We start from the raw sequence: 14,859 nt of genomic DNA, 5'->3' as shown, positions 1-14,859 counted from the left end.
TCACGCCTCCTGCTTGCGCAAGAAGAGCCGTGCTACGGCGAGATAGCCTACCCCGAAGGCGAAAAGGACCAGATATTCGCGATAGAAGGCAGCGAAATCGCGCGCCTTCGTGATGGCGCCAAGGCTCACGTTCTGGAACCAAAGCGAGGGAAATCCCATGCCCATGAAACGGCCCGCCCCCTCCAGCGTCGCCGCCGGATAGAGGTATCCGGAGAAATTGATTGCCGGAACGGTGGTGATGATCGCGCTGGCGATGATGGCCGCAATCTGCGTGCGGACGAAGCTGGATATCAGTGTGCCGAGAGCGGTGGCCGCGAAGATGTAAAGAAAAGCGCCCAAGGCGAGCGCAGCCGGCGAGCCTTTGACAGTGACGCCAAACAGCAGGCCGTCAAGCGCGACGAGGCTGAGAAAACTGGAGAAGCCGAGGAGGATGTAGGGCGCCTGCTTGCCGAGAAGGAACTCGCCGACGGTGGCCGGCGAGGCGTAGAGATTGCTTATCGAACCGACTTCCCGCTCCCTCACCACCCCGAGCGCGCTCAACATCGCGGGAAACAGAATGAGGAAGAGCATGATCGTGCCCGGCGTGATCGCGAACACGCTGCGGAAGTCCTGATTGTATCGGAACCGGGTGTCGACCTGCAGCGGCGTGAGGTCCGGAACCTCCCCGTAGGTTTGGAGCGACAGGTCCTCCACGTAGGACATCACGACTCCCTGCAGATACCCGCGCGCCGTTTCGGCGCGGAAAGGATTGGCCCCATCCAGGAAGAACGCGACCTCCGGCTTGTTTCCATTGATGAGATCGCGGCCGAAGTTCGGCGGGATGTCGATTGCGACGCGCAATTCCCCGGCGAGCAACCGCCGGTCGATGGCGGCTTCGCTGCTCAGGGGCGGCTGCTCCTTGAAGTATCTCGAGCTCGAGAAACTCTCGACCAGGCGCCCGCTCTCGATGCTTTGATCGCGATCGAACACCGCGAAGGTGAGGTTCTCGACATCGAAGGTCGTCCCGTATCCCAAGGTGACCAAGAGGATCAGAGGACCAACGAGCGCGAAGGCGAGACGAATGCGATCGCGTGCCAATTCAAGCACCTCGCGTCGCGCGAATGCCCAGGTGCGTCCCAGGGAAGCGCGCAATCGACCGGAAGCGCGCCGCGTGGAGGGTTGTGCGGCAACCGGCGGCTGCCGAGGGGCTGCGTCGGTTGAGGGCTCGTTGTCCGCCTCCTGCAGGTAGGCGATGAAAGCGTCCTCGAGCGTGGCGGCGCCTTTTGATGCTGTGATTTGCTGCGGCGACCCGATGGCAAGCAGCTTCCCGCCATGCATCAACGAGACGCGGTCGCATCGCTCGGCTTCGTTCATGAAATGCGTCGAGACGAAGATGGTCACACCCTCGTGCCGTGACAGATCCCCCAGAATTCGCCAGAACATGTCGCGGGCCGCGGGGTCCACGCCCGACGTCGGTTCGTCCAGGATGAGCACTTCCGGATGGTGCAGGCAGGCGGCCGCCAATTGCAGCCGCTGCCTGACGCCGAGCGGCAATCTCATCGGCTGCTGGTCAGCCACCGCGGCGAGATCGAATTCCTGGAGTGCCTCGTCCACGCGCGGGCCAAGCTCCTTTGCCGGTATTCGGTAAAGGCGCGCGTGCAAGACAAGGTTCGCGCGCACTGTCAGTTCTTCGTAGAGCGAGAAGGATTGCGACATGTAGCCGACGCGCATGCGGGTCTCAAGTTCGGCCGCCTGGACCGGACGACCCAGCAGCTCAGCCCTGCCCTCGGTGATGCCGAGCAGGCCGGTCAACATCTTCATCGTCGTTGTCTTGCCGCAGCCATTCGAGCCGAGAAAACCGAAAACCTCGCCCTGCTCGATGCTGAAGCTCACGCCGTCGACGGCCGTAAAGTCTCCGAACTTGCGCGTCAGATTCTCGGCGACGATCGCCGGCCGGTCAGAGCGAGCCGTTCGCGGCGGCATGTGAAATGCGGTGCGTGTGCCTGCCTCGCTGCCGGCCTGCAGCGCCACATACGCTTCCTCCAGGGTGTTCGCGCCGGCGCGGGCGAGAATGTCCGCCATCGATCCGTCGGCGAGCACGCACCCGGCGTCCATCACTATCAGTCGATCGAAAAGCTCGGCCTCTTCCATATAGGCGGTCGACACCAGCACTGTCAGCCCGGGTCTGTCAGCCCTGATCTCGTCGATCAAGGCCCAGAATTGGCGGCGCGAAAGCGGATCGACGCCGGTCGTGGGCTCATCGAGAATAAGCAGATCGGGATCATGAATGAGCGAGCAACAGAGCGAAAGCTTTTGCCGCATGCCGCCAGAGAGCTTGCCAGCCGGCCGATCCGGAAACGGCTCGAGCCCGGTCGCCGCGAGCAGACGGGCAATGCGCGCATGACGCTCGCTCGCCGCCAGGCCAAACAGACGCCCGAAGAAGTCGATGTTCTCGTAGACTGACAACGTCGGGTAGAGGTTGCGGCCGAGCCCTTGTGGCATGTAGGCGATACGAGGGGAGACCGCGTCGCGGTGGGCCGCCTTGGCGATGTCGCCTTCAAGCGTACGGATCGCTCCGCTCTGCAAGCGCCGAACACCAGCTATCAATCCCAGGAGGGTGGACTTGCCGACACCATCCGGTCCGACGATGGCCGTCGCGGCGCCGACGGGGACGGACACGGAGACATCCTTCAGCGCCGTCACCGCGCCATAGCGATGGGTGACGTCGGAGACGTCGATGGCCGGGGCTTCACTCACCAACATCGGGCAAACGAGGCTCCAACCAAGCCGGCCAGGTGGCGGCGGGATCCAGCTTCAAGTAGGCGTTGCCGGTCAGGCCGGATTTGACGTAGCCGCGATATGTCTCAAGCAACGCCGGATCGATTGCGAGCTTCACGCGATACATGAGCTTTTCGCGCTCGTTCTCCGTTTCGACCGACTTTGGCGTGAACTGTGCCTGCGCGGCGACAAAGGACACGGTTGCCGGGACCACGTAGCCTGGGGCGGCATCGAGGACGATGCGGGCCTGCGACCCCATGGCAACGCTGCCAGCCGCTCCTGTCGGCAGGAAGATCGTCATAAAGACGTCGTTCAGGTCGAGAACCGTGGCGACGCGGCCCCCGGCCGCTATGACCTCGCCCGTCTGAACCAACTTGTATTCCACGCGGCCTGTAGTCGGCGTCGTCAGTGTCGTGTCGGCGATCGTCGCCTCGATCTGGTCGACCTGGGCCTCGGCTGCCACCTTCGCCGCGGTGGCGTCCTCCAACGCCGCGCGAGCCCCCAGAATCTGCGCCCCGGCAACATCATACTCGGCCGTGCGCCGCTCGGCCTCCGCGGTGGTTCCGGCCGAGCGCCGTTCAAGTTCGCTTGCGCGCTGCATCTCGACCTCGGACAGGTGATGCTCCGCTTGGCGTATCACGATGTCGGCCCTGGCGCGGCTGATGCCTGCTTCCGCTCGCTGTACCGCAGCTTTTGCCGCAGCGAGTTGCGCCAACAATTCGCTGGTATCCAGCCTGGCGACAACCGACCCCGCCTGGACGGAATCGCCTTCCTTCACTCGAATCTCGGCCACCCGGCCCGCAAGTTTGGAGGCGATCTCCACCCGCTCGACTTCGATGCGGCCGTTGGCTGCCGCAAGACCGGCCGGCAATTGCGCGGCCTTCTCGTGATTCCAAAAGGCGTAGCCGCCACCAGCCAGCGCAACGCCGGCGAAAAGAGCCAAGACAGCGGGAAAGCGCATGAGGTTTCGCTCCGTTCAACCACGGCTCTCCTAGCCATCCGTGACCCGGCCCGCATTGCGTTTGATCAAGCAAGGGAATGCCGACGCGAACTTCTCGATAGCAATGATCGTGTGCGGTGATGCCGTGAAGGCAGCAGAGCCGAGGAGGCGACAATCCGTGCGTTCGAGCGACCAACGCTTTGGTGTCTGCTTGCTGGGCCCAGAGCCCAGCTTGCCTTGCTGGCGCTTCTGGATATCCGACGGCAGTTCGCTGCGCGGCGTCAGCCTGACGCGCGCCGCGGACGGGCGCAGCGTCGAGGCGATAGGCTACGTGAAGGGATAGGGCCTGGCGCGGAAAGGTCGCGCTCAGGCCGCGGCCCGGAACCCGCCCCGCCAGGATTGGGTTCCGGGCAAAGTCAAAGGGTTACGAGACCACCCTGTTGAGTTTCACGAAGGTCTTGGGGCTGCGCTGGATCGTCTGGAAGATCACGCAGTACCGGTCCGTGAGTTCGAGCAGCTGGGTCAGCCGGCTTTGCTCGACGTCCGACTCGATGTCGAAGCGCAGGCGGATTTCCTTGAAGCCGACCGGCACGCCCTCGGTGACGCCAAGCGTGCCACGCAGATCGACGTCGCCCTCGGCGGAGATTTCCGCCGACTTGATCGGAATCTCGAGCACGGCCGCGGCCGCCCGCATCGAAACGCCGGCGCAGGCGATCAGCGCCTCCAGCAGCATGTCGCCGGAACAAAGCTCCCGGCCGCTGCCGCCGGCCTTCGGATGGATGCCGGCCAGCGCAAGCCCACGTCCGGTCTCGACCTTGCAGGTCACCTTGGTGTCGTCGGCGCTGCCCTTGGCCTTCAAGGTAAGAAGCGCGGCCCGCGCGTCCTTGCGATAAAGATCCTTGATCGGCTCCTGCGTGGCGCGAAACGTCGCGATATCCATTGCTGTTCTCCTGTCGTGAAGTGCGATTGCTTGAAATCGTCAGCCATCGTCCCGCCCTATTCCGGGACGGCGATGCCGGAGCCGCCGAGCTCGGCCGGAAAATCCTTGAGCTTCGGCAGCCCGTCCTTCATCGGCAGGACCGTTTCGGCGTAGTTGACGTGGACCCCCGGCGTGAATTCCACCGTCGGTATGGTGGCCGCGTAGACGTCGACCAGTCCGAGCGGCGGATGATCCGTCATCAGATGCCCGCCGCATTTCGTGCAGAACTGGCGATCGCTCATCTCGGACTTCTCGAAGCCGGACAAGAACTCCACGCCCTTGGTGACCTTGACGTTCTGGGGCTTCCACAAGGTGAAAGCGTTCACCGGAGACGCCGACCACGAACGGCAGGAACTGCAATGGCAATAACCCATTGCCTCGGCGGTTCCGTGGACTTCGATTTCCACGGCGCCGCAAAAACACCCGCCCTTATGTACCGTCATGACTGTTGATCCTTATCTAGGTTCGGTTCGACTGCGCTCGGTGCCGGTTTGAGACGACACCGCGCAGCGCCGCAGGGGTTTAAAGCGTCCGGCAAGGAACGGAATGACGTGGCGTCCGCCTTACTTGACAGCGCGTCCGGAACTGGAAAGGGATGTCGCGCCGGATTGCCGCGCAACTAGAGCGTTTCACCGTTTCACGGAAACGGCGAACCGCTCTACCTACTTGTTTTGACGCAATTCCGGACGGAAAACCGCGCACACTTTTCCTGGAACTGCTCTAGCGGGACATGGGTGGAATGGCCGGGGATGCTCTGTCTGACCTTTTGAAAACGGTGCGCCTCACCGGTGCGACCTTTTTCGACATCGAGGCTCAGGACCCGTGGGCCATCCGCTCGCCGGCGCCGTCCTCGATATTGCCGCGGATATTGCCGGGCGCGGATCACCTGATTTCCTACCACGTGCTGACGGAAGGCCGCTGCTTTGCCCGCATCGTCGGCCAGGCGGCGATCCCGATGGAGGCCGGCGAGGTCGTGGTCTTCACCCACAGCGACCCGCACATCATGTCGAGCAATCCCGACATGAGGGCCGAGCCGCCGACGGCGGATGTGCTGGAGATCGCTGCCGCCAGCCAACAGCCTTTCGCCCTCAACTACGTCAAGGACGGATCGCTGTCGGCGCGGCTGGTCTGCGGCTATCTCGCCTGCCATGCGCTGCCTTTCAATCCGCTGCTGGAAGCGCTGCCGCCCGTCATCAAGGCCGGAGACGCGAAAGGCGATGGCGGCTGGCTCGGCCAGTTCATCAGACTGGCGGTCTCGGAATTGGCGGAGAAGCGGGCCGGCAGCGAGACGGTGCTGACCAAGCTCAGCGAGTTGATGTTCGTCGACGTGCTGCGCCGCTATGTGGAATCGCTGCCGCCGCGGCAGACCGGCTGGCTGGCGGGCCTGCGCGATCCGCATCTGTCGAAGGCGCTGGCGCTGATCCACGACCGGCCGGCGCACAATTGGACGGTAGAGGCGCTGGCGAAAGAGTCAGCCTTGTCGCGTACGGTGCTTGCGGAGCGCTTCAGCAAAATCGTCGGCATGCCGCCGATGCACTATCTCGCCAAATGGCGCATGCAGATCGCCTCGGAACTGCTCAGCGCCGGCAACAGCAACGTCGCCAGCATCGCTGCGGACATAGGCTACGAATCCGAAGCCGCGTTCAGCCGCGCCTTCAAGAAGATGATCGGCGTCCCGCCATCGGCATGGCGCCTCGGCGTTCGGGCTGCGTCGGGCCCCGGAATCGACGAGGCTGCTGGAACCGAGAGCCAGCCGGCCGGCTAGCGATCCGCCAACGCCAGCTTCGCGCCGAGCATGACGAAGGCGCCGGCGAAGGTGCGGCGCATCCAGATCAGCACCTTCGGCCGCGACACGATATGGCTGCGCACCGAAGCCGCGAACACGCCATAGATGGCGAAGATGACGAAGGTCATCAGCATGAAGACGGCGGAGAGCTCCAGCATCCTGGCGAAAGCATGCGGCTCCGTGGTGCTGACGAATTGCGGCAGGAAGGCGAAGAAGAAGATCGACAGTTTCGGGTTCAGCACGTTGACCAGGATGCCGGTGGTGATCGTCCTGGCGGTCGAGCGCGGCGCGGCATCCTCGTCGATGCTGAGGCCGCCCTTCTCCTTCAGCGTGTTCCAGGCCATGTAGAGCAGATAGGCGACGCCGAGATATTTCAGCGTCTCGAAGGCGACGGCGCTGGTGTGCAGCACCGCGGCAAGGCCGGTGATGGCGGCCGCCATATGCGGGATGATGCCCAATGTGCAGGCGAAAGCGGCAATGACGGCGGCGCGCGCACCGCGCGAAAGGCCGGCGCTCAGCGTGTAAAGGACGCCGGTGCCGGGCGAAGCCACGATAATCAGCGACGTCAACAGGAATTCGATGCTCATGCGTTTCCTCCGCTATGCCGCCGCCAAAATATGCCGCTCACTGCAGGATGACAGATTTCCGCGAAACAATCATGCGGCAGTTCGGCATAATCAGGGCGTTTTCGGAAACACCAACCCCGTTGGAAATTACTTGAGCGCTAAAAGCGCGACAGATAGAGATCAGAAGCATCTTAGACATGATGTGTAGGCAATATTAGGAACAATCCAACAAGATGGGCTTCGAAACCCCAGTGCACTCACCTGATTGGCTGAAATTTTGGGACAAGCGACGCCCGGAAGACGTTTCGCCCCGCATGATGCTTGCCAATCTGTCGGACGACGCGAACAAACGTCTTGTCGCATTGCGATCTGCCATGCGAGCTTTCCCCGGTGTTGCAGAAATTGGCGAGGGGTCATGGGGATTGTACCGCGAAACGGAGCTTCCCATTCGCCTGCACGCAATTCGGGCCATCTTCGTGGCATGGAGCGAATTCGTGTTCGATGGTGTGCGCAGCGATGCCCGGCGTGAAGCATTCGATGCCCTTGCCGCGCCACTGGCCATACTCGATGAAGGCCTTCCGGACTTCTACAATCGCAACATTATAGGCAGCGATTATGCGGTCACAGCTTGGCAAGATGCAACTCGAGCCGCCCGGAGAGCAGTTTCGCTGGTCGAGGCAATTGATACGCTCGCATTTCAGGACCTGCCGTTCGATCAGGGCCGTTCCTACAGAGATTTTCTCGACACACTAAGCATATACGGTCCGACCGGACGCGCCGACATGGCCAGATGGCGGGCGGCGCAGCGCGCCGCGATCTGCGCGGATTGTGCTCTTTTGCAGAAGGATGAGGCGACGCACGCGGAACTTGCGCTGGCCCCCCTATGGCCCGACCCTACCAGTGCTGCGCTGGAGACCAATCTCGCGATGAGCCTGAGCGTGCGCAATATCCGAGACCTCGGGAACCACATCGAAAAGTGGCTGCGCGAGCGCAAGGATGGCTCCCTGGTTCTCAACATGGGCGTTGAGCAGGCGCGGGAACGTGTCGTTCGGATCGCCAATCTTCCCGCTTCATTTTGGGAAAGCCGCCCCGCCGCCATCACGCTACGCGCGTTGGATTATTGCTTGCATGGCGATTTACAGAATCCAAAATGGGGCAGTGAGTCATAGCGTCGGCCTGAGCGGCCAATGATGCGACGACTGACGGCCCAACGAGAGCCGGCAGGCCAGAGGGGGCGCGACGGAACGCCCACGCCTCTGTTCTTCCCGATCGAATCCCGTTCTTGTGTGCGATCGAAGCTCGACTGAGACGCCGACGGGACAGCGCCCCCCTCTGCCCTGCCGGGCTTTCGTCCTTCGCAAAACCCAAGCAATTGGCTTCGCGTCCGCTACGCGGACCAGTCCTCAATCCCCGCAAGGGGGGAGATTGGCAGTTCGAACCCATGCGCCGCTCTCGCCATCAGGCAATCATCGCCGCCAGGCATGCAGGCGCGGCAGACATCGGGGCGGATATCGTAGATGCCGCAGGCGGTGTGCTTGCCGACCTCGCCGGTGAGCGCCGAGCAGCGCACGCCGTCGCAGCGCATGCCGGAGAGGTCGGCCGCGATAAATTTCTCCGGGATGCGGTCGAGCTGCGCGTCGTCCTCGGTCGAGAAGCGCGGCCAGTCGGCCGAATAGGAACAGCAGGCGCCGCAGCTCTGGCAGTCGAACACCGCCGTGCCCTCGCCCGCCGGCCAGCCGGGATCGACCGCCGTGCCGGACGGCAAGGGCAAATGGCTGTGGTCGGCCTCGTGCGGCAATCGCTATTTCTTCCTGGTCTTGCGCGGCGGCTTCTGGGCCGGCTGCTCGAACAGATCGACGTCGAGCGACTTGTCGGCTTTCGGCGCGGCCGGCTTGGCCGGTTTCGCGGTAGCGGCCGGAGCCGGCGGCTGATCCTTGGCGGAAAACTTGATGGCCATTTCAGTCCTCGTTTGAAACCTGCGATGACGGCGCCCGCGGATTGCGCAGGCGGCCGATGAGCGCCGAAACCGCCGTGATGTTCATCTCCTCGGGCGACCAGCTCGCGGCTGCTTCGATATGGTGCGGCGCCAACTCACGATGCGTGCTGCCGCTATAGGCGGCATCCTGATGCGTCGTCCGCTCGCGGGTCTTGGCGTCTTCCCGCACATATTCGATCAGATAATTCGGCGCTTCGGCCCGGCCTCGCACGCCGACCCGCACCTGGGCATCGCCATGGGCGCGCTTGCAGCGTTCCAGCTTTTCCAGCACGCGCCGGACATATTCAACCGGCTTGTCCAGGGTTTCGATCATGTCGGCGATGGTCGCATCGGCGGCGATCGGCGTAGGCGGCACGCGCTTGGTGGCCATCAGCGTTTGCCCGCACGCTTGGGCGCGACAGCGGCGGCCGCCTTCTCTTCGGCTTCCTTTTCCAGGCGCAGTTCGCGAAGCCGCGCGGTCTTGGCCTCGCGGGCCTGGTTGACCGCATCCTGTTCGGAGATGATGCGGTCGAGTGACATCGACTGGGTCCGGGTCCTGCTGAAAAGCGATTCAGCCTGACCGCCTTGTGGCTTCAAGTCGGTTTGTGTCTTCGAAGTGAGGGACAAAATATTCACCTGGTCCTGAGCATTCTATTTGCTGGCGCGGTGCTTAGCACATCCAAATCGACCTGCGGCGCACAATTCACCGACCGAAAACGAAAAAGGTCAGGCAACGACCTGACCTTCGTCTCGCCGTCTATCGGCGCCGGTACATCCGTGGCCACCGGCAAGGCTGAATTCGGTTCCGGAGCGCCGGATACCAAATAAATTGCGATGGGTGGGAACCATTTCGGCATCCGTGCATTGGGGTACGGTCAGCAGTTCAGAGAGAAATCTCGGAAAGGTTGACAAAAAGAACGCCTCCCGCGCCGTAAAACGCCCGAGAGGCGTTCTTTTTTGTGTGCCGCCTACATGATGACGCTCAACATCGGCAGGATTTCATAGCGGAAGCCGCGGCCCGAACGCGCCACCGGATCGGCGTCGGTCACCGCCCTCGCCTCGGCTTCGCTGCCGGCGCGCAGGATCAGCAACCCCCAGGGACCGGCTGGATCGGCGACCGGACCGGCCATGATCATGATGCCTTCGCGCAGCTTGGCGCGCAGATAGTCGGCATGCCGGCCCATCAGCGCCCTTTCCTCATCCGTCATGGTGAAGGCGAAGTCCGGACGCGGCGGGATCAGCCGGCAATGGAAGATTTTTGGCGCCTTGGTCGCATCCGCTTCGTCGGCACTGGCCATCGTCGTCCTCCGGGATCCAAAACCCGTGTTGCTTAATCCTGTTCGTGCGGCCCCGGCTCCGGCCACGGCTCCTTCGCCGCTTCCGCATACCAGTGCCGCATCGCCGGCGTCGCCAGCACCGCATCGACATAGCCGCGAGTGACCGGCGCCAGCTCGCCGCCATAAGTATCGAAGCGCGTGACCACCGGCGCGTACATGGCGTCGGCCGCGGTGAAATGGCCGAACAGGAACGGGCCGCCCTTGCCATACTGTTCGCGGCACTGGCGCCAGATCGCCTCGATCCTCGCCCGCTGCGCCTCGCCCTCGGCATCGAGCGGCTTGTGCGATTTCGGCCGGCGCAGGTTCATCGGCCAGCCATAACGGACCTCGCGGAAGCCGGAATGCATCTCGGTCGCCACCGACCGCGCCAGCTGACGGGCTCCGATGTCGTCGGGCCAGAGCTTCTTCTCGGGAAAGAGGTCTGCCAGATATTCAAGGATGGCAAGCGTTTCCCAGACGATCCTGCCATCATGCTTCAACACCGGCACAAGCCCGGTCGGCGACACCTTGGCGAGATTGGCGAAGGTCTGCGGGGTGCGCAGGCGCACGAAGCTTTCCTCGAAGGGGATGTCCAGGTGCTTCATCGCCACCCATGGCCGCAGCGACCATGAGGAAAAGCACTTGTTGCCGATATAAAGGGTGAACTCTGCCAAGACCGTCTCCTGTTGATGTCAATTCACTGCGGCCGTCGTGATCGCCGCCGGTCTGATGCCGGCGCGGGCCCGGATCGCGGCGACCGCCGCGTTTATGTCGGGATTGACCCCGAGCGCCTTGCGGCCGGCGCCGATCAGGAGGTCGACCTGGTCGACCGGCAGCCTGAGCCTGGTCGGGATGTCGTTCAGCTTCGCTTCGGTCGCCGGATCGACATCGGCGAAGGACAGATGCTGGACGACGAGCCGGACATCGCGGCAGTTCCAGCCGCCGGCCGAGCCGCGATAGGCCGAAACGGTAGAGCCCGGCAGGCCGCAGCGAAAGCGCACCAGTTCACCCTTCCACTGCGAGACGGCAAGCTTCAGCGCATCGAACTCGTCGCGCACCGAGGCCGCAAGCGTGGTGCTGGTCGTCACATTGAAAAGCTCGCTGGCCTTCGGTCCGTGCAGCGACTTCGTCCAGGCTTTGTTGGAGCCGCTGCCGGCGTCGACGACGATGAAGATCAGCGTGTTCAGGCGCACGGCTTCGGAGGGCGACAGCGGCCCATACGGCGTACCGGCGGCCGAGCGTTCGAGGGTGAAGCCGGTGACGCCGATATTGTCGGTGAGGCCGCCGTCCAGCAGCTTCACATAATCGTGCGGGCCGGCGTTCTGGTAAGCGTCGAGCGCACCTGCATAGGCCTTGAGCCGCAGCGAGGCGTTGCGGTCGGCCAGCGCCTGACTGAGCCACCCGGGCCGGTGATAGCCGCAATCAGGGCTGGTCGCCGCGACCACGATCGGCGCGAAGACGACGGGCACGGCGGCCGACGCGGCGACGCCGTCGGCAAGCCGCACCTTGTCGAGATCGCTGCACAACGCCGCGAAAGTGTCGTAGGTGAACAGGAACGGCGTGCGGTTGTAGATATCGGATGCGTTGATCCAGACGATCGGCCCTTTCGGCCTGTGCAGCGCCTTGAAGGTCGCGCCGTCGAACAAGTGGTCGTTCAGCCATCTGGCGAAACCGCTGCGGTCGTTGACGCCGCCATAATAGGCGCGCACCAGATTGACCGGCGAGATCGCTTCCCTGAGATCGGCCTCGGCGTTCTGGGTCAGGAAACGCTCGCGGAAATCCTGATAGCCGTCCCTGCCTTTGTAGCCGAAATAGGCGGCGGCGATGGCGCCCCCGGAAGCGCCGGAGATCATCCTGATGTCGTCGACCAGCGTGCGCCGCTTCGGCCGTTCGTCGATGACGACGTCGTCCAGCGCCCGCAACACACCATAGGAAAAAGCCGCCGCCCGCGTGCCGCCGCCGGAGAATGCCAAGCCAACGACCGTCGAGCCGTCATCGGCGGGATCAGGGATGTAGGTGGGCGACGGATGGCCGACCTCGGTGGTCAGCACGTTGATCGGCCCGACATCGTCGGCGACGCAGCCGGCCACGGCCATCAGCACTGCGACAAAGGCCACGCGAAGACGCAAAACAAGGTTCCCCCCGGCCGCCCTCACTCGCAGCCGCGGCGAAGCCTAACCGGATTGCGTCGCGCGACGCAACCGTCGGCGCAAAGACGTCGCCGGGGTCGGGAACCCAAACCGGTTCGGCACGTTATGAGACCCGGATGCGGCTCTCGCATTCAGCTCCCATTGAGACCCAGGAGATGCGCGCATGGTGAACAGGGATCAGGTCGCCGGTATTGCCAAGCAGATGAAGGGTTCGGTCAAGCAGGCGGCGGGCAAGGCCACCGGCAACCGGCGGACCCAGGTAGAAGGCGCTGCCGACAAGCTCGCCGGCAAGGTGCAGAAGGCCTATGGCGACGTGAAGGACAAGGTCAAAAAGGCGTTCTAGTCCCTGAGCCATTTTGCCTTGGTAACAAGGCGCACGGAAAGAGGCCGCCGCGAGGCGGCCTCTTTCCGTCTGGAATTGCTTGGCGAAGGCGTTGGTGAAGACGATCTCGCCATGGTCACCGGCCGCTTCGCCGAGCACCACATCCATGTTGTCGGCCGTGACCCTGGCCAGCGCGAAACCGCCCATATAGGCGGCCTTCGGCTTGACCAGATCGAGCCCGTCACGCTGGTAGATCATCGGCACCTCGTGCTGGTGGCCGTGGAAGACGGCGATGACGTTGTAGCCCTTGATCGCCGCCAGCAGCGCCTGGCGGTCGGCGTCGCCCCACCAATGCGGGCGGCCGGCGCCATCGTCGTCATAGGTGCGCTTCACTGGATCCCAGCGCTCGGTCGAGAACGTGTCCCAGCCATAATGCTGGAACAGGATCACCGGACGGCCGTCGCCGGCATAGGTGGCGAGGTCCTGCTTCAGCCAGGGCAGGCTGCTCGGCGCGCCATGGCCGGTGTCGCCGGCGAAGCGATGCGTCTGGACGAGATGCAGGCCACCCCAGTCCCAGGAATAGCAATCGGTGTCGACGTCGTATTCGGTGGCCGGCACCGGCGGCTTGAAGAACACGCCGGGGCGATGGTTGACCTCGACATAGTCGCGCAGTTCGCGGCGATACCAGTCGACATGCGGCCGCGAGCCGTTCTGGTCGAGATCGTGGTTGCCGAGCCCGACATAGACGGGGATGTGGACGCGGTCCGGCCCGACGCCTTGCTGATAGCGCTGCGAGAACTGCAGAAGCTGCGTGCCTTCGCTGGGCTCGGTGACCTGGCCGCCGCCATCGTCGGTGATGTCGCCGCCGGTGACGAGGCCGAGCGGCGTGCCGATGCGGGTGCCGGCCGAATGCAGGCCGGTGGAAACGCCGTCGATCTCGGCGGGCCACTCCCTGTCGGCAATGGCGTTCAGGGCCGCGACGTTGCGCAGGAGCGCGGCGTCGGTCTTACCCTCCTGCGCGCAATGAGGACTCAAGCCGCTCGCCATGCGGCAGGCGTGGATATCGGCGATGAAGAGGAAGGTGGCGTCGACCGGCTGGATGCGCTTGCCGGTCTGGCCGAAGGCCACGCGCGGCAAGGCGCAGGCGGCGGCGAGGCCGCCCAAGCGGGCGATGAAGATGCGGCGCGAAGTGGTTGGCGGCGAAGGGCGATTCATCGTCAAATGATTGAACATGCTCGACGCCGTTTCGTCCAGTTTGGCGCGCTCGAGACTTTTGATGCCTTGGCATCAAAAGCTCTTGGGTCGACAGCAAGGCGGGGGTCTGTCATTCCTTCCGGAATGCACCCAGGGGAGGAAGGCATGAAAACCGTTGCAACCGGGATGACGCTCGCCATGCTCGCCGGCGCCGCGCAGGCCGCGGACTGCATCGACGCCAAATCCGCGAAAGCCGGCTTCGTGCTCGAAAAGGCGGGTATCAGCAGCGAGTTCCGCCCGGCGCCGGGCGGCATGGTCGCGGTCGCCAACAAATACCAGTCGGACTCGCCGCAGACGCAGTATCTCTATGCCGGGCTGATCGAGGTTTTTCGCGACAGCGACACCGGACGGCTGTCGATGATCCCGCTCGGCGACTTGAAGAAGCTGTTCCCGCTGAAGGCCGACGCCAAAAGCAAGATCGATTTCGTGCGGCTGTCGTCGAAGAAGCCGCCGAAGGGCACCGAAACGCTGGCGGTGACGGTCAAGGGCAAGGACAGCTACAAGCTCGGCGACTGCAAATACAATGTGCTGGTGGTCGACGAGACTATCACCGGCGATTCCGGCAATGTGATCGACAGTTTCACCGCGCTTTATTCGCCGGACCTGCAAGCGGTGCTGGCGCGGCGCTACGACGAAGGCACGAGCGCGCAGAGCGAGGTGGGGTTCGAGACGATCAAGCCGCTGAAGGAGTGAGGCATGGCGATAGACTATCGCAGTCGGTGGTTCGAACTTCAGGACGGGGGCCTCCGAGCGGCCCTGCAAAGGCAATACGAGTTGGAAATCTCCGAACAGCACCCGCTTTGGGGTCATCAGG

At 63.7% G+C, this 14,859-nt stretch carries 16 protein-coding genes and 1 pseudogene; 4 read left to right on the top strand and 13 right to left on the bottom strand.

What is annotated here, in order from left to right; genetic code table 11:
* The 4 genes from rbbA to DPM33_RS13135 form a co-directional block, all read right to left on the bottom strand.
* Entirely contained in the window at positions 1 to 2,742 is a 2,742-nt protein-coding gene (rbbA, locus tag DPM33_RS13155; protein ID WP_112097865.1) for a ribosome-associated ATPase/putative transporter RbbA, read from the bottom strand.
* Positions 2,729 to 3,718 (bottom strand): HlyD family secretion protein, encoded by a 990-nt coding sequence (locus DPM33_RS13150; RefSeq protein ID WP_112097864.1) that lies wholly within the window; start codon positions 3,716 to 3,718, stop codon positions 2,729 to 2,731. The genes rbbA and DPM33_RS13150 overlap by 14 nt, the downstream gene beginning before the upstream one ends.
* A 403-nt stretch (positions 3,719 to 4,121) precedes the next feature.
* Complete coding sequence (locus tag DPM33_RS13140) at positions 4,122 to 4,637, bottom strand: OsmC family protein (RefSeq protein WP_112097863.1); 516 nt, start codon at positions 4,635 to 4,637, stop codon at positions 4,122 to 4,124.
* 56 nt (positions 4,638 to 4,693) lie between these two features.
* Positions 4,694 to 5,119 (bottom strand): GFA family protein, encoded by a 426-nt coding sequence (locus DPM33_RS13135; protein ID WP_112097862.1) that lies wholly within the window; start codon positions 5,117 to 5,119, stop codon positions 4,694 to 4,696.
* Between the two features lie 296 nt (positions 5,120 to 5,415).
* On the opposite strand from DPM33_RS13135, the gene DPM33_RS13130 reads away from it, so the two are divergent.
* A complete protein-coding gene (locus DPM33_RS13130; protein WP_112097861.1) occupies positions 5,416 to 6,441 on the top strand; it encodes an AraC family transcriptional regulator in 1,026 nt (341 codons plus the stop codon).
* On the opposite strand, the gene DPM33_RS13125 is transcribed toward DPM33_RS13130, so the two are convergent.
* Positions 6,438 to 7,049, bottom strand: coding sequence for a LysE family translocator (locus DPM33_RS13125; protein ID WP_112097860.1), 612 nt, complete (start codon positions 7,047 to 7,049; stop codon positions 6,438 to 6,440). The two genes, DPM33_RS13130 and DPM33_RS13125, sit on opposite strands and share 4 nt — an antisense overlap.
* 212 nt (positions 7,050 to 7,261) lie before the next feature.
* Between DPM33_RS13125 and DPM33_RS13120 the strand changes: the two genes are divergently transcribed.
* Positions 7,262 to 8,197: a hypothetical protein gene (locus DPM33_RS13120; protein WP_146770243.1), complete on the top strand. Its 936-nt coding sequence runs from the start codon at positions 7,262 to 7,264 to the stop codon at positions 8,195 to 8,197.
* Between the two features lie 218 nt (positions 8,198 to 8,415).
* Here DPM33_RS13120 and DPM33_RS13115 read toward each other — a convergent pair whose 3' ends face one another.
* The 7 genes from DPM33_RS13115 to DPM33_RS13090 all read right to left on the bottom strand — a co-directional run bounded on the left by DPM33_RS13115 (position 8,416) and on the right by DPM33_RS13090 (position 12,415).
* Positions 8,416 to 8,739, bottom strand: a complete 324-nt coding sequence (locus tag DPM33_RS13115) for a YkgJ family cysteine cluster protein (RefSeq protein WP_167449064.1) — start codon at positions 8,737 to 8,739, stop codon at positions 8,416 to 8,418.
* A gap of 90 nt (positions 8,740 to 8,829) precedes the next feature.
* Positions 8,830 to 8,985, bottom strand: coding sequence for a hypothetical protein (locus tag DPM33_RS36215; protein ID WP_167449050.1), 156 nt, complete (start codon positions 8,983 to 8,985; stop codon positions 8,830 to 8,832).
* A gap of 1 nt (position 8,986) precedes the next feature.
* A complete protein-coding gene (locus DPM33_RS13110) occupies positions 8,987 to 9,394 on the bottom strand; it encodes a hypothetical protein (RefSeq protein WP_112097857.1) in 408 nt (135 codons plus the stop codon).
* On the bottom strand, positions 9,394 to 9,630 hold the full coding sequence (locus DPM33_RS13105; protein ID WP_425373496.1) for a hypothetical protein: 237 nt from the start codon (positions 9,628 to 9,630) through the stop codon (positions 9,394 to 9,396). The genes DPM33_RS13110 and DPM33_RS13105 overlap by 1 nt, the downstream gene beginning before the upstream one ends.
* Positions 9,631 to 9,971: 341 nt before the next feature.
* Positions 9,972 to 10,301, bottom strand: a complete 330-nt coding sequence (locus tag DPM33_RS13100; RefSeq protein ID WP_112097855.1) for a YciI family protein — start codon at positions 10,299 to 10,301, stop codon at positions 9,972 to 9,974.
* 32 nt (positions 10,302 to 10,333) lie between these two features.
* A complete protein-coding gene (locus tag DPM33_RS13095) occupies positions 10,334 to 10,993 on the bottom strand; it encodes a glutathione S-transferase family protein (protein WP_112097854.1) in 660 nt (219 codons plus the stop codon).
* 18 nt (positions 10,994 to 11,011) lie between these two features.
* Complete coding sequence (locus DPM33_RS13090) at positions 11,012 to 12,415, bottom strand: patatin-like phospholipase family protein (protein WP_112098046.1); 1,404 nt, start codon at positions 12,413 to 12,415, stop codon at positions 11,012 to 11,014.
* 217 nt (positions 12,416 to 12,632) lie between these two features.
* On the opposite strand from DPM33_RS13090, the gene DPM33_RS13085 reads away from it, so the two are divergent.
* The gene (locus DPM33_RS13085; RefSeq protein WP_112098045.1) at positions 12,633 to 12,812 is read left to right on the top strand and encodes a CsbD family protein; all 180 of its coding nucleotides are present in this window, start codon (positions 12,633 to 12,635) and stop codon (positions 12,810 to 12,812) included.
* A 66-nt stretch (positions 12,813 to 12,878) separates the two neighbouring features.
* On the opposite strand, the pseudogene DPM33_RS13080 reads toward DPM33_RS13085, so the two are convergent.
* Positions 12,879 to 14,006: pseudogene (locus DPM33_RS13080) on the bottom strand (metallophosphoesterase); the annotation flags it as partial.
* A 144-nt stretch (positions 14,007 to 14,150) separates the two neighbouring features.
* On the opposite strand from DPM33_RS13080, the gene DPM33_RS13075 reads away from it, so the two are divergent.
* A complete protein-coding gene (locus DPM33_RS13075) occupies positions 14,151 to 14,738 on the top strand; it encodes a hypothetical protein (RefSeq protein WP_112097853.1) in 588 nt (195 codons plus the stop codon).
* The last annotated feature ends 121 nt before the right edge of the window (positions 14,739 to 14,859 follow it).

The sequence above is a fragment of the Mesorhizobium hawassense genome, from assembly GCF_003289945.1.
Taxonomy (GTDB): Bacteria; Pseudomonadota; Alphaproteobacteria; order Rhizobiales; family Rhizobiaceae; genus Mesorhizobium; species Mesorhizobium hawassense.
The sequence above is the reverse complement of the archived record's forward strand: the minus strand, read 5'-3'. Positions and strand labels throughout refer to the sequence as shown.